Here is a 19,991-nt window from a genome sequence, read left to right as displayed (position 1 = left end):
TTTCGAGCGACCGCATACCTATGCACAGCCTGGAGCTAGCGCGCCATCTCCTCCTTGAGTGCGGCCACGAAGGTGTCGACGTCCTCCTCCGTGGTGTCGAAGGAGCACATCCAGCGCACCACTCCGGCCGCCTCGTCCCAGAAGTAGAAGCGGAAGCGCTGCTGCAGGCGCTCGCTCACGTCGTGCGGGAGCTTCGCGAAGACGCCGTTGGCCTGCACCGGGTAGAGGATCTCCACACCGTGCACCGCGCGCACGCCCTCGGCGAGCCGCTGGGCCATCTCGTTGGCGTGCCGGGCGTTGCGCAGCCACAGGTCCTTCGCCAGCAGCGCCTCCAACTGCACCGACACGAAGCGCATCTTGGAGGCCAGCTGCATCGACATCTTGCGCAGGTGCTTCATCTTCCGCACCGCGTCCTGGTTGATGACCACGACCGCCTCGCCGAAGACGGCGCCGTTCTTCGTCCCGCCCAGCGAGAGGATGTCGACGCCGACCGCGTTGGTGAACGTCCGCATGGGCACGTTCAGGGAGGCGGCCGCGTTGGCTATCCGGGAGCCGTCCAGGTGCACCTTCATGCCGTGGGCGTGGGCGTGCTCGCAGATCGCCCGGATCTCCTCGGGCGTGTAGAGCGTGCCCAGCTCCGTGGACTGGGTGATCGAGACGACCTGCGGCATCGCGCGGTGCTCGTCCTCCCAGCCCCAGGCCTGCCGGTCGATCAGCTCGGGGGTGAGCTTGCCGTCGGGCGTGGGCACGGTGAGCAGCTTCAGGCCGCCCATGCGCTCGGGCGCGCCGCCCTCGTCGACGTTGATGTGCGCGCTCTCGGCGCAGATCACCGCGCCCCAGCGGTCGGTGACCGCCTGGAGCGCGACGACGTTGGCGCCGGTGCCGTTGAAGACCGGGAAGGCCTCCGCGGTGGCCCCGAAGTGGCCGCGGATGATCCCCTGGAGGTTCTCGGTGTACTCGTCCTCGCCGTAGGCCACCTGGTGGCCGCCGTTGGCCAGGGCCAGGGCGGCCAGCACCTCGGGGTGGGCTCCGGCGTAGTTGTCACTTGCGAAACCGCGGACCAGCGGGTCGTGATGGCGACGCGCGTCGGTCTTGGGAGGGTTCACGGCTTCTCGGTCAGCCACAGACGGTTTCCATTCACTTCGGCGGCGGACTTGGCCCAGACGCCCTCGATGGCCTCGGCGAGGTCCTTGACGTCCGTGAAGCCCGCGAACTTCGCGTTGGGGCGTTCGGCGCGCATCGCGTCGTGCACCAGCGCCTTCACCACCAGGATCGTAGCCGCGGAGGTGGGACCCTCGGCGCCCTCGGAGACCCCCGCCTTGCGGAAGTAGTCGGCCATGGCCAGCGTCCACGCCTCGGCCGCGGCCTTGGCGGCGGAGTACGCGGCGTTGCCCGCGGTGGGCTTGCTCGCGCCGGCCGCACTGATCAGGACGTACCGGCCGCGCTCGCTGCGCTGCAGCGCCTCGTGGAAGGCGAGGGAGGTGTGCTGCACGGTCTTGACGAGCAGCAGCTCCAGGAAGTCCCAGTCGTCCAGGCTGGTCTTCGTGAAGGTCTCGCTGCCGCGCCAGCCGCCGACCAGGTGGACGAGGCCGTCGACCCGCCCGAAGTCCTTCTCGATGTGGGCGGCCCACTCCCGGGTGGACTGCAGGTCGAGCAGATCCACGGTGTCGCCGGTGACGGTGGCGCCACCGGAGGCGTAGCGGGCCGCGTCCACGGCCTCCGACAGACGCTGCGGGTCGTTGTCCGCCCCGACGACGGTCGCCCCGGCCTCGGCCAGGCGCAGCAGCGTCGCGCGCCCCGCGGGTCCGCCCGCGCCGGCCACCGCGATCACCGCACCACTCAGAGACCCGTTGTTCCCCACGTTCTTCCCCTCTTGAACAGTGTTCTGGACGCGGTCGCTCACGCGGCGATCCGCTCGGCGCCGTCCGCCGTGATGCCCTTGGTGGAGGCGATCACATTCTTCAGCTTCTTGGACAGAGCCTCATAGAACATGCTCAGCGGAAACTCGTCCGGAAGCACGTCGTCCACGAGTTTGCGTGGCGGCTGGGTCAGGTCGAGGGCGTCCGGGCCCTTGGCCCACCGGGAACCGGGGTGCGGGGCGAGGTAGGTCGAGACCAGCTCGTAGCCGGCGAACCAGTGCACGAGCTTGGGGCGGTCGATGCCGTCCTTGTAGAGCTTCTCGATCTCGGCGCACAGCTCGTTGGTGACCTGCGGGGCGCGCTCCCAGTCGATGGAGAGCTTGTTGTCGGTCCAGCGGATGACGTCGTGCTTGTGCAGGTAGGCGAAGAGCAGCTGGCCGCCGACGCCGTCGTAGTTGCGGACGCGGTCGCCGGTGACGGGGAAGCGGAACATGCGGTCGAAGAGGACCGCGTACTGCACGTCACGGGCCTGTGGGACGCCGTCCGCCTGCAGCTTCACGGCCTCCTTGAAGGCGGTGAGGTCGCAGCGCAGCTCCTCCAGGCCGTACATCCAGAACGGCTGGCGCTGCTTGATCATGAACGGGTCGAACGGCAGGTCGCCGTGGCTGTGGGTGCGGTCGTGGACCATGTCCCACAGCACGAAGGCCTCTTCGCAGCGCTTCTGGTCGTGGATCATCGCGGCGATGTCCTCGGGCAGCTCCAGACCCAGGATGTCGACGGCGGCGTCGGTCACCCGGCGGAAGCGCGCGGCCTCGCGGTCACAGAAGATGCCACCCCAGGAAAAACGTTCCGGCGCTTCGCGTACGGCGATCGTCTCCGGGAACAGGACGGCGGAGTTGGTGTCGTAGCCCGAGGTGAAGTCCTCGAACGTGATGCCGCAGAACAGCGGGTTGTCGTAGCGGGTGCGCTCCAGCTCGGCCAGCCAATCGGGCCAGACCATCCGCAGCACGACCGCCTCCAGGTTGCGGTCCGGGTTGCCGTTCTGCGTGTACATGGGGAAGACGACCAGGTGCTGCAGGCCGTCCGCGCGCTGCGCGGCGGGCTGGAAGGCCAGCAGGGAGTCCAGGAAGTCCGGCACCTGGAAGCCGCCCTCGACCCAGTGGTGCAGATCCTTCACCAGGGCCTCGTGATAGGCCTCGTCGTGCGGGAGCAGCGGGGAGAGCTGCTCGACCGCGTCGACGACAAGCCGTACGGCGGCCTCGACGTCCGCCCTGACCGGGGCGCCCTCGGCCTCGAAGTCGATCGATCCGTCCTTCGACTGCCATGGCCGGATCTGCTCCACGGCATCCTTGAGCACGGACCAGGCCGGGTGCTCCACCACCCTGATCGATGAAGGAGCCGGTCCCCCCGTAGCCGCCTGCACAAGAATTTCCGTCATGTCCCATCCTCCACGGGAGAACCTCGCGTAAGGACACCGTATGCATACCCGGTTTCCGCCAGCAAGAGCCTGCTCGGGAAATTATTCTGTCCGGCGCCTTGGTCACCGATGTTTTTCCTGCCGGAAACCGTGACGACGCTCACTTTCATCGAGGGCGACCGGCCCTGGCGTGGCACTTCGCGGCGCGGTCACGCGCTCGACGCAGGGTGGTCACGCGCACGTCGCGGAACGGTCAAGGCGAGCGGGGACTCGCCCACGGCAGGGTGATGCGGGGGCGGTTACCGGCCAGCTGGGACACGGCCGCGCCCCGGATGCCTCATGCACGTGCGGGTTCATCGCGGGTCACGCCCACTAGGCTGCGATTCTGCTCGCGCGGACGACGGCGTCCGCCCGTCCCGCGCGTGCCGAGCCGCCGTCGACGGAAGCGAGTCGAACCTTGAACTTTCTTACCATCGGTCACCGCGGGGTCATGGGTGTCGCACCCGAGAACACCCTTCGCTCCTTCGTCGCCGCCCAGGAAGCCGGCCTCGACGTCATCGAACTCGATCTGCACCTGAGCAAGGACGGCGCCCTGGTCGTCATGCACGACGCCGAGGTGGACCGTACGACCGACGGCACCGGGCCGATCGCCGACAAGACCCTCGCCGAGCTGCGGGTCCTGGACGCGGGCGACGGAGCGCGGGTGCCGGTGTTCGAAGAGGTGCTGAGCGCGGTGCGCACACCGCTGCAGGTCGAGATCAAGGACGTGGCGGCGGCCCGGGCGCTGGCGGCGGCGATGCACGAGCGCGACCTTGTCGGGCGCGTGGAGGTGTCCTCGTTCCAGGACGAGGTGATCACCGAGATCGCCCGGCTGGTGCCCGGCGTCCGCACGGCGCTGATCGCGAGCCGCTACGGCATGGACGTGGCCGAGCGCGCGGTCGCCCTGGGCGCGGCGACCGTCTGTCTCGACATCCGCCGGCTCACCCTGGAGGTCGTCGAGCACGCGCGCGCGTCCGGGCTGCGGATCATCGGCTGGGTCGTCAACACGCACAATCATCTCCGGTTGGTCCGCGCCCTGGAGCTGGACGGCGCGACGACCGACCTCCCGGAGATCAAGCGCACGGCACGCTTCACCGCGTAGGGATCACGCGGGAATGTTCAGCCGAGCTTCTTGACCAGGAGCTCGAACTGCAGGTCGTCGCGCTGCGGGATGCCGAAGCGTTCATCGCCGTACGGGAAGGGCGACATCTGTCCCGTACGGCGGTAGCCGCGACGCTCGTACCAGGCGATCAGATCGTCCCGGACGGAGATCACCGTCATGTGCATCTCCGTGGCCCCCCAGATCTCGCGCACCCGGCGCTCGGCCTCGGCCATGACCTGCTTGCCGAGACCGGCGCCCTGCAGGGTGGGGCTCACCGCGAACATCCCGAAGTAGGCGTGGTCACCGCGGTGTTCGAGCTGGCAGCAGGCGATGATCCGGCCGTCCTGTTCCACCGTCAGCAGTCGGCTGTCCGGTGACTTGATCACCTCGCGCACGCCCTCGGGATCCGTCCGCCGGCCGTCCAGGATGTCCGCCTCGGTGGTCCACCCGGCCCGGCTGGCGTCCCCGCGGTAGGCCGACTCGATCAGCGCGACCAGCGCGTCGACGTCGGCGTCGGTGGCGTCCCGGAAGCTGGGTCCGGCGGCGGGGTTCTCCATGAGGCGGTCTCCGATCTCGGCGTGGCTCAGCCAGGGTCGAGGGTAACCCTGCCATTAGGCTCCGCCTGCATGGTGCACGTACTCAGCAGCCGGACACTGCTCTGCCCCACCGACCCCGAGCGCTCCCGGACCTTCTACGGTGAGCGGCTGGGGCTGCCCGTCTACCGCGAGTTCGGTACGGGGCCCGAGCGCGGGACGGTCTACTTCCTCGGCGGCGGCTTCCTGGAGGTCTCCGGGCGGTCCGAGACCCCGCCGTCGTCCGCGATCCGGCTGTGGCTGCAGGTCGACAGCGTGGCGGCCGCGCACGAGGAACTGCGGGCGAAGGACGTCGACGTCGTCCGGCCGCCGATGAAGGAGCCGTGGGGCCTGATCGAGATGTGGATCGCCGACCCCGACGGCATCCGCATCGCGCTGGTGGAGGTCCCGGCGGACCATCCGATGCGCTACCGGCCGGGGATCTAGGGTTCGGCCGTCTGACGTCCGTTCCCCTTCGCGGGCCTGGTGCCCGCGGTGAGCACGTGACCGCTGATGCCGAGCAGTGAGGGAACGGACTCGGTGCGCCGCATCGCCGCGAGAACCAGCGGCCGGCGCTCGGGGTCGTCGAGCCAGGAGGCGATGTCGCCCATCAGCCAGGCCGCGCCTTCGAGACCGTACTGCCCCTGCGGCGTCAGTCCGGCGTCCGCGAACTCGGCGGGAACGTCGGCGGGTTCATGGAAGTAGGCCGTGGTGAACAGGGACTTCGGCCGACCGGTCGGGCGCATCCGCCCGTCCCCCACGGCGGCCTCGATCTGCGGCCGGTGCTCGGCATCGAAGTAGAGCCCGGTGCTCAGATTGTCGTGCAGCGGAGCGAACCGGTTGATCGTGGCGGCGACCACCAGACCGCCCGGCCGTACCACCCGGCGGGCCTCGGCGAGGGCCCGGATCCGGTCCGGGCGCTCGGGCAGGTGGTAGAGCGGCCCGAGGAGCAGCGCGACGTCCACGGACGCGTCCGGGGCGGCCAGGGCGCGGGCGTCGCCCTGGCGTGCCCGCACGCCCGGCAGCCGCGCCGCCCTCTCGACGTGCAGGGGTACCGGGTCGAGGACTTCCACGTCGTGGCCGTCGCCGGCGAGCCACTCCGCGTGCACGCCGCTGCCGCCGCCCACGTCGAGGATCCGGACCGGAGCGGGCGGCAGGAGCCTGCGCAGCACGTCCTGGGTGCGCCAGAACTCGAGCCGCCCCGTGCCCGCGCGCAGCCGGGCGTCCTCCCGGTCGCGTCCGTAGTACTCGGCGATCTCCCCGGCCAGCGAGGGTGCCGTGGTGTCCTCGGTCTCCATGGCGGGAACCCTCGCGCACCCCGCGCCGCGTCGGCAAGCGAATTGCGTGCCCGCGGGGAGCGCCCCGGATGGCCGCGACTGGAAGCCGGGGTTAGCGTGCCGTAAGACGTCCCTGGGCGCTGCGGCGGCCCGCCCCGACGCAAAGGAACCGTGATGAAGTTCGACAAGCCGGTGACCGGCGGACCGTGCTGGACGGAGCTGGGGACCAGCGATCTGGAGGGGGCCAAGCGGTTCTACACCGAGTTGTTCGGATGGCGGCCGGAGACCGATGCACGCAAGGAGGCGGGCGGGTACACGGTGGCGCACCTGGGCGACGCGGCGGTCGCCGCGCTCACCCCGCTGTACCAGGAGTCCCAGCCGGTGGCGTGGAACGTCTCCTTCGCGGTGCCGGACGCGGACACGGCGGTACGACACGTGGAGGAGGCCGGCGGGACGGTGATCCTCGGCCCGACGGACGTGTTCGACCTGGGCCGGTTCGCGGTGGTCCGTGATCCGACGGGCGCGGTGTTCCAGGTCTGGCAGGCGCGGTCCTACGCGGGCGCCGGGCTGTTCAACGCGCCCGGGTCCCTCGGCTGGGTGGAGCTGGCCACCCGGGACACCGAGCGGGCCCGGGACTTCTACACCACGGTGTTCGGCTGGAGCGTCAACGCCTCGGAGTGGTACACGCAGTGGGGCATCGACGGCGACGACTTCGGCGGCATGGCCGACATGGGCGACCGGTTCCCGCCCGAGGTGCCGCCGCACTGGCTGCCGTACTTCGCGGTGACCGACGTGGACGCGACGGCCGACGTCGCGCAGAGCGCGGGCGGAGCGGTCGTCCTGGCCCCCGTGTCGGTGCCGGACGGGCCGCGTATCGCGGTGCTGCGGGATCCGCAGGGCGCGGCGTTCGGGGTGCACCTGGCGGGCGAGGAGGGGTGAGAGCGTTCCGGGGCGCACCGGGCCCCTACGCCCGCAGCGCTCCCGTCCGTCCCTCCAGTCGGCCGAGCAACTCGGCGAGCAGGGAGGCGAGTTCGCCCTGTCCTTCGGGCGCCAGGACGGACAGTACGGCGGTCTCGTAGGCGAGTTGCTCCGGGAGGATGCCGTCGACCAGCCCGCGGCCGGCGTCGGTGAGACGCAGATGGGCGACGCGGCGGTCGCGGGTGTCGCCGCGCCGCTCGACCAGTCCGCGTTCCGTCAGCTGCTTGAGCCGCTTGGTGACGGCGGCCCCGGAGGAGAAGGTCTCCCGGGCCAGCTCACCCGGGGTGAGCTCGTGGCCGGTCCGGCGCAGCGCGCCCAGCAGATCGAACTCGGGGCGGCTCAGCCCGGCCCGGCGCAGCGGCGCGTCCTCGGCCTGCTGGAGCAGCGCGGCACAGCGGTTGATCCGGCCGATGACCTCCATGGGCCCGGTGTCCAACTCGGGGTGCACGGCCTGCCACTGCCGGACCACGGCGGCGACGGTGTCCTGACGGTCGGCGGCTCGGGTGTCCGTGCCGGGGCCGGTTGCGGGTGAGCCGCTGTGCCGTGGGCGGGTGCCGGCCGTGGCATCGCCGCTGCCCGGTTCGGCGCCGGCGGGCCCATGGCCGCCCGCAGGATCCCCTTCGGCCGCGCCGTCCGATCCGGCCGTGTCGTCCACCGGCGCCCGTCCGCCGTTCGTCGCCGTCATGGCCGTATGCCCTCCGTCGTCCTGCCCGGGTCATGACCCCGGTCCTGGTCCTGGACCTGGTCGTCGTAGTCCTGCGGTACGAAGCCCTGCCGTCGTACCGTCGCCGCGAGCGTACGATGTCCGGTCTGTTCGGCGAGGACGACCCGCTCCTCGGGCAGGGCGCGTTGCCACCACTCGCCTGACGCGGCGTCGGCCGTGGCACGCAGGTCGGCGAGGGCGGCGGCGAGGGCACGGCGGGCGGACTCCAGGGCGCGGGGTGCCGGGTGCGGCTCGGCCAGCAGCCGTGCGGCGTTCTCGCGGGCGCGTTCTGCCATGGTCAGGGCGTGTTCGAGGCGGTCGCCGGCGCGCCGGTTGGTGACCGCGACGGCCGCGCCGAAGCCGACCAGGGCACCGACGAGGGTGTCCGCGACCCGCTCGGTGATCAGCTCGGCCGGGTTCTGGGCGTGGGCGAACTCGGTGACGAGCAGGGCCATCGGGGTCACACAGACGCTGCCGAGCCAGTAGTTGCGGCCGATCAGCGCCTCGGCGCCGAAGTTGAGGGCGAGGCAGCACAGCACCAGGACGGCCGGATGGAGATGGGCGAGCGGGGCGAGGGCGGCGAAGAGGAGGACGCCGACCACGTTGCCGACGACGCGCTGGATGCCGCGGCTCCAGGTGAGGGTGACGTTGGCCTGGTAGAGGGAGGCCGCGGTGACCAGCGCCCAGTAGGGGCGGCCGACGCCGAGGGCGAGGGAGGCGTAACCGGCGAGGGCGCAGCCGATCGCGGTGCGCGCGGCGATCGGGGCGAGGGGGGCCAGCCGGTGCCGCAACGGCCTGCGCGGCTGGGCGAGTTCGGTCTCGACGCCGAGGAGTTCGTCGGCGGACTCGCGCGGGGACTCGACGCGCGGGATCCGCGCGGTGCCGCGCAGCTTGCGGGCCCAGGCGCGCAGCCGGGCGGGGTCGGTGTCGGCGGGGGCGGCCAGGGCGACCTCGGCGCGCACGAGGAGCCGTTCGAGGGCGCGCCGGGTGCGGTCGGGGCGGGCCCCGGGGGCGAGCAAGGACTGCCAGGCGGCGTGGATCGCGGCAGCGCTCGCGGCGCGGGCCCGGGCGTGGCCGTCGGCGGTGCCGCGGGTGTCGGCGTACGCGGCGGCGGAGTTCAGGGCCTGGGCGGTGGCGCGGCGCTCGGGACCGTACGGCCGGAGCAGTCCGGGCGCCATGCCGACCAGCCAGGCCCAGGCGCCGGCCGCGAGGGCCAGCCCGATGTGTCCGGGCACCTGACCGAGGGTCTGCGGCGCGAACAGCGAGGCGGAGCTGATGAAGGTCAGGACCACGTGCGCGGGCGGTCCGAGCCGGGTGGCGTCACAGACGGTCTTCTGGACGGCCGCCATGACGGCGCCGACGGTGACGAGGACGACGGCGTCGCCGGTGAGCGACGCGGCGAGCAGGGAGACGGCGAGGCCGCCGACCATGCCGAGCACCACCCAGGCCAGGACTCGGGCGCGGGCGGCGTAGGGCCGGTGGTGGCCGTAGAGCGCGCACAGCGACCCGGCCATCGTGTACATGGCGAGGTCGAGGCGGCCGAAAGCCAGCAGGGTCAGATTGGGCGGGGCGACCGCGGCGACCACGCTCAGCGCGGGCTTGAACCAGATGTCGGAGGGACGCCCGAGGCGGAGCACTCCGGCGAGGGGAAGTCGGTGGAGGGTCGCACTGCTCATTTCAACAATTTAGCATATGTTTTACTAGTGAAATATTTGGGGCCGTCACTCGCGGAGTCTCACACCCGGACTCGCTGCGCCCTCGCCCCCGCGCCACGCTCACCTGCTGTCACCTGCTGTGCTCCGCTACGTGCTCCCCGTGTACACCCTTGCGCTCGCGTGCGCTCCGCCCGGCGTGGGCATCGCATCCCTCGACCGACTGTCGAGCGGGGAGGTGCGCGCGTGCACGGACCGGTGTCGGCAGCGTGGCTGCTGGTCGCGCTCTGCGCGGCGACCGGCGCCTACTGCCTCCTGCGGATGCGCAGCGGCGTCGAGGAGCAGCGCCGGGCCGCGGGCGGCGAGGCACTGATGGGCTTCGGCATGGCCGTGATGGCCGTACCGGCGGCCGTGTTCACGCCGCCGCGGTGGGCGTGGCCGGTGTACGCGGCCGTGTTCGGCGCGGCGGCACTGCGCACGCTGTGGGCCGCGCTCGCCGCCCCGCACCATCTGCACCACCTGGTGGGCGCGTCCGCGATGGTCTACATGTCGGTGGCGATGGCCGCGGCCCCGCCCGAAGCACATCACGCACACGCCGGCACCGGCGTGCCGCTGCTGACCGGTGTCCTGCTGGTGTACTTCGCGGGTTACGTCCTGCTCGCCGGCGCCCGCCTGGTGCCGGCCGCCGTCGCGACGACCGGGCGCGGGTCCGCAGCCGTGACCGGGCCCGGAGCGGGGATCCGGGCCGGGGCCGTCGGCTGGGGCGACCGGCCGGAGCTGGCGCGGGCCTGCCGGCTGTCCATGGGGATCGGGATGGTGGCCATGCTGATGACCATGTGAGCGGAGCAGGTGAGCCATGGGGCGCGTTGTGTGCGTCACTTCGCGTACGCGGACCGTACCCGTGAGCGGCCTCGCGCTCATAGGGTGCTGACCATGATGGTCCCCGTGACCCTGCTGCTGCTCGGCGCCCTGACCGCCGTCGTCGCCCCGCGGCTGCTGGCCCGGGCCGACTGGCCGGACCGCGAACCGGTCGTCGCCCTCTGGGTGTGGCAGTGCGTCGTGGCGGCCGTCCTCCTGTGCTGCGCGCTGTCGATGACGCTCAGCGCCTCGGCGGCCTGGCAGGCGGTGCGCGGGCACGTCTTCGCCCGGGCTCCGCGCGTGGTCGTCGACGCGTACGCCCTCGGTACGGCCGACCCGTGGGCGGCCCTCACCGCCGTACTGCTCGCCGCCGGCGGCCTGTGGAGCCTCGCGATGCTGGTGCGCGAGGTCGTACGAGCCCGTGCCCGGCGGCGCACCCGGCGGGCCGAACTCCTCGTGCGCGCCCCGCTGTTGCCGGGCGAGGAGCCGGCGAGCGGCCGGCTGGTGGTCCTGGAGGGCGAGCGACCCGACGCCTGGTGGCTGCCCGGTACGGCACCCCGGCTGGTCATCACGACGGCCGCGCTGCGCCGCCTGAAGGGGCGTCAGCTGGACGCGCTGCTCGCGCATGAGCAGGGTCACGCACAGGCCCGGCACGACTGGCTGCTGCACTGTTCGGCGGCGCTCGCGGGCGGGTTCCCGCAGGTGCCGGTGTTCGCCGCGTTCCGCGACGCGATGCACCGGCTCGTGGAGCTGGCCGCCGACGACATGGCGTCCCGGCGTTTCGGCCGGCTGACGACCGCGCTGGCGCTGGTCGAACTGAACGAGGAGCGGGGCGTGTTCGGCCCTTGCCCCACCCCGCAGGCCCATGTGCCGCAGCGGGTGCACCGGCTGCTGACTCCCCCGGACCGGCTCCCCGCCCTGCACCGGCTGCGGCTGACAGCGGTGGCGGCGCTGGTGCCGGTGCTTCCGGTGCTGGTGGCCGTGGTCCCCGGGTTGCGGGCGCTCGGCTGACCTGACGGCCCGGTGCGCCACGCGGCCGGCCGGACGGTGACCACAAGGCCGCCCGACCGAACAAGGATCGCGGCATGCTCACGGCCCTCGTCGCGGTCGACTGGCAGCCGCTGCTCACCGTGGACGGCACCCTCTCCCGCACAACCCACCGCTGGGCCGTCCACGATCGCGCCCTCACACAGGCCTTCCGGAGGCTGACGGACTGGGCCTGGGACCCGCTGACCATGGGCCTGGTGCGCGCGGCCGTCGCGGTGCGGCCGGCACGGCCACCTGGTGGGCGGCGCTGTGGCCGGCGGTCACCGTGGCCGTGGCGTCGCTCGTGCGGCAGACGGTGAAGGGCGCGGTCGGCCGGCCCCGCCCCGCCCGCGAACGGTTCGTACCGCGACCTTCCCGTCCGGCCAGGCCATGACGGCCACCGTCATGTGCGGCCTGTGGCGTGCACTGGCCTTCGCACGTCCTCGGCGGCCGGCTGTTCGGGCGTTGATAGTGGCGCTGGTGGTGGCGTCGGCCGTGGTGGTCCAAGCGGGGGCGCGGTGCGGTGGCCCGGTACGCCGGTGCACCGCCCGCCGATAGGGTCGGCGCATGACTGCCGTGTTGTTCGACTTCTCCGGGACGCTGTTCCGCGTCGAGTCCACCGAATCCTGGCTGCGTGCGGTACTGGACGAGACGGGACACACCCTGCCCGAACCGGAACTCAAGGCAACCGCACAGGCCTTGGAGACGGTTGGCGCGCTCGCCGGCGGTGCGTCGCCGGTGGAGCTGCCGCAGGACCTGGCCAGGGTCTGGGCGGTGCGGGACGAGAGCGCGGAGTTGCACCGGGCCGCCTACACGGGCCTGTCCCGGCGGGTACCGCTGCCCGATCCCGCCCTGCATGACGCGCTGTACGAGCGGCATATGACCCCCGCCGCCTGGGCCCCGTACCCGGACGCCGCCGAGGTGCTGCGCACGCTGCGCGAGCGCGGGATCGGCGTGGGCGTGGTCAGCAACATCGGCTGGGATCTGCGCCCGGTGTTCCGCGCGCACGGGCTCGACCGGTACGTGGACGCGTATGCGCTGTCGTACGAGCACAGCGTGCAGAAGCCGGACCCGCGGCTGTTCTCGGTCGCCTGCGCGGCGCTGGGCGCCGATCCGCGCGAGGTGGTGATGGTGGGTGACAGCAAGGAGGCGGACGGCGGCGCGGCCGCGCTCGGCTGCCGCGTGCACTTCGTCGACCACCTGCCGGTGACGGACCGGCCCGACGCGCTGCTGCCGGTGCTGGACCTGGTGGACCAGGGCCTGCCGTCCGGGCCAGGACCCACGACCCGGCAAGATCCGAAAGAGCGCCTCTAGGACCGGAAAGCGGCCGACTGCGGAGCGGTCGCAGCGCCGGCGGTCGTGGAGCGGTCAGCCCTGGTAGTCCTCGGGCTGGGTGGCGGGGCCCGCTCGCGCCTCGTCCTGGTTCTCGCCGAACCCGGTCTTGGCGCGGCGCCGAAGGCCGGGTGGGATGCCTGACCGGACGCATGAGTCCGGGCGGCTCGGGCTGCCCGGGCACCGCCGGGCACGGCATCGCGAGCGCGGGGAGCTGCCCGCGGCAAAGGGCTCGGCCGCGGGTGATAAACGCTCGCACGTGCGCCGTCCGCCTGAGACGATCCCCCGCGTCGCCCCAGACGGACGGCAGCCCTGGGCGGGCCCCGCGCGTGCCGGTGCCCGCTGCGTTGAGTATAGTTGGCTGGCAGCCAGTCAACGCAGGAGTTTCGGAATGTCCCCGCGCAGCGCCTCGGTCAATGAAGAGTTGCGGCGCCGTTCCCGGGAGCGGCTGCTGCAGGCCGCGGTGGAACTGGTCGACGAGCGCGGTTTCGAGGCCACGACACTGGGCGACATAGCGGACCGGGCCGGTTCGGCGCGCGGACTGGTGTCGTACTACTTCCCCGGCAAGCGCCAGCTGGTGCAGTCCGCCGTGCACCGGCTGATGCACCGCACGCTGGAGGAGGCGCTGGAGCGGGAGCCGCGCACCGAGGACGGCCGGGAGCGGCTGGCCCGGGCCATCGACGCGATCCTGGGCCTGGCCCGCGACCGCCCGGTGCTCATGCGGCAGCACATGGCGGGGCTGCTGCAGGCGGAGGGCTTCGTGCCGTGCCCGGAGCAGCGCCGGCTGGCGGAGCTGCTCAGCGACACCGTCGCCCGGTACGGCTCCGAGGACGTCACCGCCGACTACCCGATGCTGCGCGCCCTGCTGATGGGCGCGGTGTACGCGGCGCTGATCCCGGGGGCGGCGATGCCCGTCCCGGTGCTGCGGGCCGAGCTGTTCCAGCGGTACGGACTCGACAGGGAAGCGGGCGTGCCGGAGAGCGAGAGGGGCGAGGAGGCGCGGGAACGGGATCTGTCCCGGTTCTTCGCCACGGAGGAGCGCCCGAGCGGCCAGTGACGACCGCTCGAACCTCAACTCCCCTCAGCGACGGCGCGCGTGACGCGGCGTCAGCAAACCGGCGTCCCGTGCCTGGGCGATCATCCTGAGGGAGCGGCGGCGGCTGCGTCCGGTCGCGCTCATCACGGCGAGCACCGGATCGACGCCGCCCTGCTGTGCGGCGCGGTACTCCCGTGCGACGAGCCGACGGCCCTCGATGCCCCGCGGCCAGCCGGCCCGGGCGCGCCGGAGACCCACGCCGAGTGCGATCTCTTCCACGGCGCGGACCCGCGGTGCGTACGGCCCCTGCGGCCGCTCACCGGCGCACCACCCCTCGGGGCGCTCGCCGTCGATCCGCCCCTGAGGACGCTCGCCGTCGATCCGGTCCTGCGGCGGCTCGCCTTCGCGCCGTTCTGTCATGTCGCCGGCTTGCGGTTCGTACCGTTCGTGCGGTTCGAACCGTTCATGTGCTTCGAACCGTTCATGCCCTTCGAACCGCTGCCGCGGATCGCACCGCCCCCCTGGTTCATCCGGCTCGCACGGCTTCTCCGGCTGCTCGCCTTCGGGTCGCCCCTCCGGCTGCTCGCCCTCGTGCCGTTCCTCGGGGCGCCCGTCGCCGTCGCCCTCGTGCGGCCGCTCCCCGGCCACCCCGCAGGATGCGAACAGCGGGCCCCCGATCCAGTTGGCGAGTGCCGTGAGGTCGGCGAGGGACAGGGCCGGCTGCGCGGTGACGTCCTCGATGGACACGCATCCGTCGTGCAGGACGGCCAGGGCGTCGACCCGGGCGCCGTCGGGGAAGGCCAGCCGGACCTGGTACCAGGAGGTGGTGCCGCCGTGCTCCCGCACCTTCCACGCGGGCCACACGGACACCGCGCCGTCCTCCGCGTTTCGATCGGAAAGATTAAGCAAGGATGCTTCTAGCACACACGCAAAGTAACCGCATGATCGCATTCCATACGAACGGACACGCGTCGGGGTCACCCCGCCGGACCCTGCCGCCATGGGCCAGGGGATGCAATGCTGGAGCCGTCCGCACACCACCCTCCTTCGGGCAAGGAGTACCGCTGTGCTGCGTGTCGCCGTCGTCGGTTCGGGGCCGAGCGGGTGCTATACCGCCCAGAGCCTGGTCCAGGGGGATCCCGGCGTCCACGTGGACGTCGTGGACCGGCTGCCGTGCCCCTACGGCCTGGTCCGCTACGGTGTCGCCCCGGACCACGAGAAGATCAAGTCCCTGCAGGGCAGTCTCCGTACGGTTCTGGAGCACGAGCGGGTGCGGTTCCTCGGCGGTGTCCGGGTGGGCGGCCCCGGCGGGCTGCCGGTGGAGCGTCTCAGGGAGCTGTATCACGCGGTGGTGTACTGCGTGGGCGCCGCCACCGACCGCCGGCTGGGGATACCGGGCGAGGAGTTGCCCGGCAGCTGGTCGGCGACCGACTTCGTGGCTTGGTACAGCGCACATCCGGACGCGGCCGACGCCGGCTTCCTACACGGAGTGCGATCGGCCGTCGTCATCGGCGTGGGCAATGTGGCGGTCGACGTCACGCGGATGCTGGTGCGGGGCGCCGCGGAGCTGCGCCCGACGGACATCCCGCAGGCGGCGCTGGACACGCTGACCGCGAGCGGCATCGCCGAGGTGCACATGGTGGGCCGGCGCGGCCCCTCGCAGGCCCGTTTCACCACCAAGGAGCTGCGCGAGCTGGGCGGGCTGCCCGGCACCGAAGTCACCGTCGATCCCGCCGACTTGGCGCTGGATCCGGCCGACCCCGCCGCGCTGCCCGCCGTACAGCGCCGCAATCTGGAAGTGCTGCGCGGCTGGGCCGAGCGGCCGCCGGCCGACGCCGCCCGGCGGATCGGGCTGCGGTTCTTCCTGCGCCCCGTGGAGGTGCTCGCGAGTGGGGGCACCTCCCGCTCGGGCGAAGCGGGGAGCGGCGAAGGCCGGGTGGGCGCCGTGCGGTTCGAGCGGACGGCGCCGGACGGGCACGGCGGGGTGACGGGCACGGGCCGGTTCGAGGAGGTGCCCGCCCAGGTGGTGCTGCGCGCGGTGGGCTATCGCGGAGTGCCGCTGGACGGGCTGCCGTTCGACGCGGTGACCGGTACGGTGCCGAACGCGGCGGGGCGCGTCGTCCGCGACGGCGCCCCCTCCCCCGGCGAGTATGTCGCCGGGTGGATCAAGCGCGGCCCGACGGGTGTGATCGGCACCAACCGGCCCTGTGCCAAGGAGACGGCGGCCTCGGTGCTCGCGGACGCTCCCGCGCTGGTCGCCCGGCAGGTGCCCGAGGATCCGCTGGCGGCGCTGCGGGCGGCCGGGATCGAACCCGTCCTGTGGACGGGGTGGCTGGCGATCGAGCGGGCCGAGGCCGCACTGGGCGCGCAGCTCGGGCGGGGCGTGGTCAAGCTGGCCGACTGGGACGCGCTGCTCACGGCGGCAGGGTCGGCATAGGCCTCGTCGACGGACATTCCCTCGCGGCGCGGTGGGCGCGGGCCCGGTGGCCAGGGATGTCCCGGCTGCCCGGCGGGCATGACACACAGCGGCAACAGACCGGAAATCAACAAACTGTTCAAGAAGCTTACGGTCTCGTGCTGTTCGGATGTCCCTTCCCGCCCGGCACCGTTGGAGTCCCCATGGCCACCACCGCAGAGGTCCACCCCGTCGACGAGATGCCGCCGGCACGGCAGTTGGCCGCCTTCGGGCTGCAGCATGTGCTCGCGATGTACGCCGGTGCGGTCGCCGTGCCGCTGATCGTGGGCGGCGCGATGAAGCTGTCGCCCGCCGACCTGGCGTATCTGATCACGGCCGATCTGCTGGTGTGCGGGATCGCGACGCTGATCCAGTGCGTCGGCTTCCGGCGGTTCGGCGTCCGGCTGCCGATCATGCAGGGCTGTACGTTCGCGGCCGTGTCGCCGATGGTGCTCATCGGCACGACCGGCGGCGGACTGCCCGCGATCTACGGCGCGGTGATCGTCGCGGGTCTTGCGATCATGCTGCTGGCGCCGGTCTTCGGCCGGCTGTTGCGGTTCTTCCCGCCGCTGGTGACCGGCACGGTGATCCTGATCATCGGGCTCTCGCTGCTGCCGGTCGCGGGCAACTGGGCGGCGGGCGGAGCCGGTGCGAAGGACTTCGGGGAGCCGAAGAATCTGGCGCTGGCCGCCTTCGTGCTGCTGGTCGTGCTGGCCGTGCAGCGGTTCGCGCCCGCCGCGCTCGGCCGGATCGCCGTCCTGACCGGCATCGCGGTGGGCCTGGCGGTCGCGGTGCCGTTCGGGTTCACGGACTTCAGCGGGGTCGCCGACGCCGACTGGGTGGGCATCAGCACGCCGTTCCACTTCGGGACGCCGGTCTTCAAGGCGTCCGCGATCGTGTCCATGCTGGTGGTTGCGCTGGTGACGATGACGGAGACGACCGGCGACCTGATCGCGGTCGGCGAGCTGACCGGCCGGAAGGTCGAGCCGCGCTCGCTCGCCGACGGCCTGCGCGCCGATGGCCTCTCGACCGTCCTGGGCGGTGTCTTCAACACCTTCCCGTACACGGCGTACGCGCAGAACGTGGGCCTGGTCGGCATGACCCGGGTGCGCAGCCGCTGGGTGGTCGCGGCGGCGGGCGGGATCCTGGTGCTGCTCGGGCTGCTGCCCAAGCTGGGCGCGGTGGTCGCGGCGATCCCGGCGCCGGTGCTGGGCGGCGCCGGTCTGGTCATGTTCGGCACGGTCGCGGCGAGCGGGCTGCGGACGCTGGCCGGGGTCGACTTCCGGGGCAACCACAATCTGACCGTGGTGGCCGTCTCGGTGGCGATCGGCATGCTGCCGGTGGGCGTGCCGACGGTCTACGAGAAGTTCCCGGACTGGTTCCAGACGGTGATGAACAGCGGCATCAGCGCGGGCTGCCTGTCCGCGATCGTACTGAACCTGCTGTTCAACCACCTTCCCGCTCAGGCGGGTTCGGAGGTGGGTGCCGTAGCCGAGGCGGACTGACTGCCGGCCGGCGGCGGACCGAGCCGCTCTGCTGCACCCCGTACGTTCCCGTCAGCCACCGTCGCCGAGGCGGGCGGCCTGCCGGTCCGCTGCGGCGAGGAGGCTGTCGAGCAGGCCAGGGAAGAGATGCTCCAGGTCGTCCCGGCGCAGGGCGTTCATCTTGGCCGTGCCGCGGTAGACCTGCCGGATGACCCCGCTTTCGCGCAGCACGCGGAAGTGGTGCGTGGTGGTGGACTTGGTCACCGGCACGTCGAACTGGGAGCAGGACAACTCGGCTTCCACGGCGGCCAGTTCGCGCACGATCCGCAGCCGCATCGGATCGGAGAGCGCGTGCAGCACGGTCTCCAGGCGGATCTCCTGCGGCCGCGGGTGCGGCAGTGCGCGGCCGGTTGTGGCGGTTTCGGTCACGGCGGCTGCCCTTCTTCGCGGAACTCGTCGACTCGTCGACTCTTCGCGGAACCCGCGGAACCCATGGAACCCGCGGAACCCGTCGACCGCGACCATTGTACGAGACGCATCGTAGTTTGACAGATCTCGTAGTACGAGGGTTATCGTACGAGTCGACCAGTGGTCCCGTGACGAATGGAGTCCGTCGTGAGCGCGCTCTTCGAGCCCATCACTCTGCGCGAAGTGACCATCCCGAACCGGGTGTGGATGCCTCCGATGTGCCAGTACTCGGCCGAGCCGGAGGGGCCGCTCGCCGGCACCCCGAACGACTGGCACTTCGTGCACTACGGCGCGCGCGCCACGGGCGGCACCGGCCTGATCATCGTGGAGGCCACCGCGGTCTCGCCGGAGGGCCGGATCTCCCCGTACGACCTCGGCCTGTGGAACGACACACAGGTGGAGGCCTTCCGCCGGATCACCCGCTTCCTCAGCGCCCAGGGCGTGGTCCCGGGGATCCAGCTGGCGCACAGCGGGCGCAAGGCGTCGACCGACCGCACGTGGACGGGGGGCGCGCCGGTCGGACCGGAGGCGCACGGCTGGCAGCCGCTCGCGCCGAGTGCGGTGCCGTTCGACGAACGCCACCCCGTGCCCACCGAGTTGACCGTGGATCAGATCCACGAGGTCGTCGGGCAGTTCGCGGCCGCAGCGCGCCGGGCGCTCGCCGCCGGCTTCGAGGTCGCCGAGGTACACGGCGCCCACGGCTATCTGATCAACGAGTTCCTCTCGCCGCACTCCAACCGCCGCACCGACGCCTACGGCGGCTCGTACGAGAACCGCACTCGGTTCGCGCTCGAGGTCGTGGACGCCGTACGCGCGGAGTGGCCCGAGGACAAGCCGGTGTTCTTCCGCATCTCGGCCACCGACTGGCTCCAGGACGGCGGCTGGACCGAGGAGGACACGGTCCGCTTCGCCCGCGATCTGCACGCCCACGGCGTCGACCTCCTCGACGTCTCCACCGGCGGCAACGCCTCCGGCGTGACCATTCCGACCGAGCCCGGCTACCAGGTGCCGTTCGCCGCCCGGGTGAAGGCCGAGACCCCTTTGCCCGTCGCCGCCGTGGGACTGATCACCGAGGCCGAGCAGGCCGAGAAGATCCTCACGAACGGCGAGGCCGACGCCGTCCTGCTGGGCCGCGAGCTGCTGCGCAACCCCTCCTGGGCCCGGCACACCGCTCGTGAGCTGGGCGGCGAGATCAACGTGCCGAACCAGTACCACCGCTCGGTCTGAGCAGAACCGCCCCGCCGCCCGGCAGTCCCCTCCGGGACGGGGCCGTCTCCTCCCGGCGAGGTGGCTGAGCGGGGCACACCGACGACTGCCCCAGGGCCGCCGGCCGTCACGGACGACTCCCCGAGGCCGCCTGCCGCCACGGACGACGGCCTCCAGGACCGCTTGCCGTCACGGACGACTGCCCCGGTCCGCGAGTCGGCACGCCCCGCACACCCCGCCCGCCAAGCCACCGCCCGACCCCGCACGTGCTCCAACCCACCGGGTCCGCGCCGGACTTGCTCCGGGCCCGCCCCGAGCCCCCGTCTACCAGCCGTCCCCTCCGGACGTCGGGGCCGAGCGGGGCACACCCGAGGACTGCTCGGGGCCGCCTGCCGCCACGGACGACGGCCTCCAGGGCCACCTGCCGTCACGAACGGCGGCCCCGGTCCGCGAGACGTCACACCCCGCCCGCCGAACCACCGCCCAACCTCGCACGTACTCCAATCCACCTCCCCGCACACGCTCCA

The 19,991-nt window shown here is 72.4% G+C and carries 20 protein-coding genes; 11 read left to right on the top strand and 9 right to left on the bottom strand.

Going from position 1 to position 19,991, the window contains the following annotated elements; translation table 11 throughout:
* Positions 1 to 35: 35 nt before the first annotated feature.
* From AB5L52_RS38220 to AB5L52_RS38210, 3 genes are read right to left on the bottom strand one after another with little or no spacing between them, the layout of a single operon-like run.
* Positions 36 to 1,106 (bottom strand): low specificity L-threonine aldolase, encoded by a 1,071-nt coding sequence (locus AB5L52_RS38220; RefSeq protein WP_351020196.1) that lies wholly within the window; start codon positions 1,104 to 1,106, stop codon positions 36 to 38.
* On the bottom strand, positions 1,103 to 1,903 hold the full coding sequence (locus tag AB5L52_RS38215) for an SDR family NAD(P)-dependent oxidoreductase (protein WP_351020194.1): 801 nt from the start codon (positions 1,901 to 1,903) through the stop codon (positions 1,103 to 1,105). The genes AB5L52_RS38220 and AB5L52_RS38215 overlap by 4 nt, the downstream gene beginning before the upstream one ends.
* Positions 1,900 to 3,297, bottom strand: a complete 1,398-nt coding sequence (locus AB5L52_RS38210; RefSeq protein ID WP_351020192.1) for a DUF6421 family protein — start codon at positions 3,295 to 3,297, stop codon at positions 1,900 to 1,902. Before AB5L52_RS38210 ends, AB5L52_RS38215 begins: the two co-directional genes overlap by 4 nt.
* A 436-nt stretch (positions 3,298 to 3,733) precedes the next feature.
* Here AB5L52_RS38210 and AB5L52_RS38205 point away from each other — a divergent pair, with 436 nt between their 5' ends.
* On the top strand, positions 3,734 to 4,417 hold the full coding sequence (locus AB5L52_RS38205) for a glycerophosphodiester phosphodiesterase family protein (protein ID WP_351020190.1): 684 nt from the start codon (positions 3,734 to 3,736) through the stop codon (positions 4,415 to 4,417).
* 17 nt (positions 4,418 to 4,434) lie between these two features.
* On the opposite strand, the gene AB5L52_RS38200 is transcribed toward AB5L52_RS38205, so the two are convergent.
* Positions 4,435 to 4,974, bottom strand: coding sequence for a GNAT family N-acetyltransferase (locus AB5L52_RS38200; RefSeq protein WP_351020188.1), 540 nt, complete (start codon positions 4,972 to 4,974; stop codon positions 4,435 to 4,437).
* Positions 4,975 to 5,043: 69 nt separating this feature from the next.
* Between AB5L52_RS38200 and AB5L52_RS38195 the strand changes: the two genes are divergently transcribed.
* Positions 5,044 to 5,436, top strand: a complete 393-nt coding sequence (locus AB5L52_RS38195; protein WP_351020186.1) for a VOC family protein — start codon at positions 5,044 to 5,046, stop codon at positions 5,434 to 5,436.
* Here AB5L52_RS38195 and AB5L52_RS38190 read toward each other — a convergent pair.
* Complete coding sequence (locus tag AB5L52_RS38190) at positions 5,433 to 6,287, bottom strand: methyltransferase domain-containing protein (RefSeq protein WP_351020184.1); 855 nt, start codon at positions 6,285 to 6,287, stop codon at positions 5,433 to 5,435. The two genes, AB5L52_RS38195 and AB5L52_RS38190, sit on opposite strands and share 4 nt — an antisense overlap.
* Positions 6,288 to 6,440: 153 nt before the next feature.
* Between AB5L52_RS38190 and AB5L52_RS38185 the strand changes: the two genes are divergently transcribed.
* Positions 6,441 to 7,205: a VOC family protein gene (locus AB5L52_RS38185; RefSeq protein ID WP_369367944.1), complete on the top strand. Its 765-nt coding sequence runs from the start codon at positions 6,441 to 6,443 to the stop codon at positions 7,203 to 7,205.
* A gap of 25 nt (positions 7,206 to 7,230) precedes the next feature.
* Here AB5L52_RS38185 and AB5L52_RS38180 read toward each other — a convergent pair whose 3' ends face one another.
* Together AB5L52_RS38180 and AB5L52_RS38175 are read right to left on the bottom strand one after the other, a co-directional pair.
* Positions 7,231 to 7,713, bottom strand: coding sequence for a MarR family winged helix-turn-helix transcriptional regulator (locus tag AB5L52_RS38180; RefSeq protein WP_369369034.1), 483 nt, complete (start codon positions 7,711 to 7,713; stop codon positions 7,231 to 7,233).
* 212 nt (positions 7,714 to 7,925) lie between these two features.
* Complete coding sequence (locus AB5L52_RS38175) at positions 7,926 to 9,623, bottom strand: FUSC family protein (RefSeq protein WP_369367943.1); 1,698 nt, start codon at positions 9,621 to 9,623, stop codon at positions 7,926 to 7,928.
* Between the two features lie 222 nt (positions 9,624 to 9,845).
* Here AB5L52_RS38175 and AB5L52_RS38170 point away from each other — a divergent pair, with 222 nt between their 5' ends.
* The 5 genes from AB5L52_RS38170 to AB5L52_RS38150 all read left to right on the top strand — a co-directional run bounded on the left by AB5L52_RS38170 (position 9,846) and on the right by AB5L52_RS38150 (position 13,872).
* Positions 9,846 to 10,439 (top strand): DUF5134 domain-containing protein, encoded by a 594-nt coding sequence (locus AB5L52_RS38170; RefSeq protein WP_369367942.1) that lies wholly within the window; start codon positions 9,846 to 9,848, stop codon positions 10,437 to 10,439.
* A gap of 93 nt (positions 10,440 to 10,532) precedes the next feature.
* Positions 10,533 to 11,468 carry a M56 family metallopeptidase gene (locus tag AB5L52_RS38165; protein ID WP_369367941.1) on the top strand — a complete coding sequence of 312 codons (936 nt, stop codon included), beginning with the start codon at positions 10,533 to 10,535 and terminating at the stop codon, positions 11,466 to 11,468.
* 74 nt (positions 11,469 to 11,542) lie between these two features.
* On the top strand, positions 11,543 to 11,803 hold the full coding sequence (locus AB5L52_RS38160) for a hypothetical protein (RefSeq protein ID WP_351565303.1): 261 nt from the start codon (positions 11,543 to 11,545) through the stop codon (positions 11,801 to 11,803).
* A 247-nt stretch (positions 11,804 to 12,050) separates the two neighbouring features.
* Positions 12,051 to 12,797, top strand: a complete 747-nt coding sequence (locus AB5L52_RS38155) for an HAD family hydrolase (RefSeq protein ID WP_369367940.1) — start codon at positions 12,051 to 12,053, stop codon at positions 12,795 to 12,797.
* 409 nt (positions 12,798 to 13,206) lie between these two features.
* Positions 13,207 to 13,872: a helix-turn-helix domain-containing protein gene (locus tag AB5L52_RS38150; protein ID WP_351020170.1), complete on the top strand. Its 666-nt coding sequence runs from the start codon at positions 13,207 to 13,209 to the stop codon at positions 13,870 to 13,872.
* Positions 13,873 to 13,896: 24 nt separating this feature from the next.
* Here the strand turns inward: AB5L52_RS38150 and AB5L52_RS38145 are convergent, their stop codons facing one another.
* On the bottom strand, positions 13,897 to 14,802 hold the full coding sequence (locus AB5L52_RS38145; RefSeq protein WP_369367939.1) for a DUF6214 family protein: 906 nt from the start codon (positions 14,800 to 14,802) through the stop codon (positions 13,897 to 13,899).
* Between the two features lie 115 nt (positions 14,803 to 14,917).
* On the opposite strand from AB5L52_RS38145, the gene AB5L52_RS38140 reads away from it, so the two are divergent.
* On the top strand, positions 14,918 to 16,288 hold the full coding sequence (locus AB5L52_RS38140; protein ID WP_369367938.1) for an FAD-dependent oxidoreductase: 1,371 nt from the start codon (positions 14,918 to 14,920) through the stop codon (positions 16,286 to 16,288).
* 182 nt (positions 16,289 to 16,470) lie between these two features.
* Positions 16,471 to 17,811, top strand: a complete 1,341-nt coding sequence (locus AB5L52_RS38135; protein WP_369367937.1) for a nucleobase:cation symporter-2 family protein — start codon at positions 16,471 to 16,473, stop codon at positions 17,809 to 17,811.
* Between the two features lie 51 nt (positions 17,812 to 17,862).
* Here AB5L52_RS38135 and AB5L52_RS38130 read toward each other — a convergent pair whose 3' ends face one another.
* A complete protein-coding gene (locus AB5L52_RS38130; protein ID WP_369367936.1) occupies positions 17,863 to 18,219 on the bottom strand; it encodes an ArsR/SmtB family transcription factor in 357 nt (118 codons plus the stop codon).
* Positions 18,220 to 18,405: 186 nt separating this feature from the next.
* Between AB5L52_RS38130 and AB5L52_RS38125 the strand changes: the two genes are divergently transcribed.
* A complete protein-coding gene (locus AB5L52_RS38125; protein WP_351020162.1) occupies positions 18,406 to 19,485 on the top strand; it encodes an NADH:flavin oxidoreductase/NADH oxidase in 1,080 nt (359 codons plus the stop codon).
* Positions 19,486 to 19,991: the final 506 nt, after the last annotated feature.

Origin of the sequence: Streptomyces sp. CG4 (genome assembly GCF_041080655.1) — a bacterium.
GTDB lineage: Bacteria > Actinomycetota > Actinomycetes > Streptomycetales > Streptomycetaceae > Streptomyces.
Note: the sequence above shows the minus strand (reverse complement) of the source record. Positions and strands in the feature narration are given on the sequence as shown.

Bases quoted from the DNA above. Each gene is read 5' to 3' on its own strand.
- AB5L52_RS38210 (WP_351020192.1), bottom strand. From the start codon at position 3,297: ATGACGGAAATTCTTGTGCAGGCGGCTACGGGGGGACCGGCTCCTTCA.
- AB5L52_RS38200 (WP_351020188.1), bottom strand. From the start codon at position 4,974: ATGGAGAACCCCGCCGCCGGACCCAGCTTCCGGGACGCCACCGACGCC.
- AB5L52_RS38195 (WP_351020186.1), top strand. From the start codon at position 5,044: ATGGTGCACGTACTCAGCAGCCGGACACTGCTCTGCCCCACCGACCCC.
- AB5L52_RS38190 (WP_351020184.1), bottom strand. From the start codon at position 6,287: ATGGAGACCGAGGACACCACGGCACCCTCGCTGGCCGGGGAGATCGCC.
- AB5L52_RS38185 (WP_369367944.1), top strand. From the start codon at position 6,441: ATGAAGTTCGACAAGCCGGTGACCGGCGGACCGTGCTGGACGGAGCTG.
- AB5L52_RS38175 (WP_369367943.1), bottom strand. From the start codon at position 9,623: ATGAGCAGTGCGACCCTCCACCGACTTCCCCTCGCCGGAGTGCTCCGC.
- AB5L52_RS38165 (WP_369367941.1), top strand. From the start codon at position 10,533: ATGATGGTCCCCGTGACCCTGCTGCTGCTCGGCGCCCTGACCGCCGTC.
- AB5L52_RS38160 (WP_351565303.1), top strand. From the start codon at position 11,543: ATGCTCACGGCCCTCGTCGCGGTCGACTGGCAGCCGCTGCTCACCGTG.
- AB5L52_RS38155 (WP_369367940.1), top strand. From the start codon at position 12,051: ATGACTGCCGTGTTGTTCGACTTCTCCGGGACGCTGTTCCGCGTCGAG.
- AB5L52_RS38150 (WP_351020170.1), top strand. From the start codon at position 13,207: ATGTCCCCGCGCAGCGCCTCGGTCAATGAAGAGTTGCGGCGCCGTTCC.
- AB5L52_RS38145 (WP_369367939.1), bottom strand. From the start codon at position 14,802: ATGCGATCATGCGGTTACTTTGCGTGTGTGCTAGAAGCATCCTTGCTT.
- AB5L52_RS38135 (WP_369367937.1), top strand. From the start codon at position 16,471: ATGGCCACCACCGCAGAGGTCCACCCCGTCGACGAGATGCCGCCGGCA.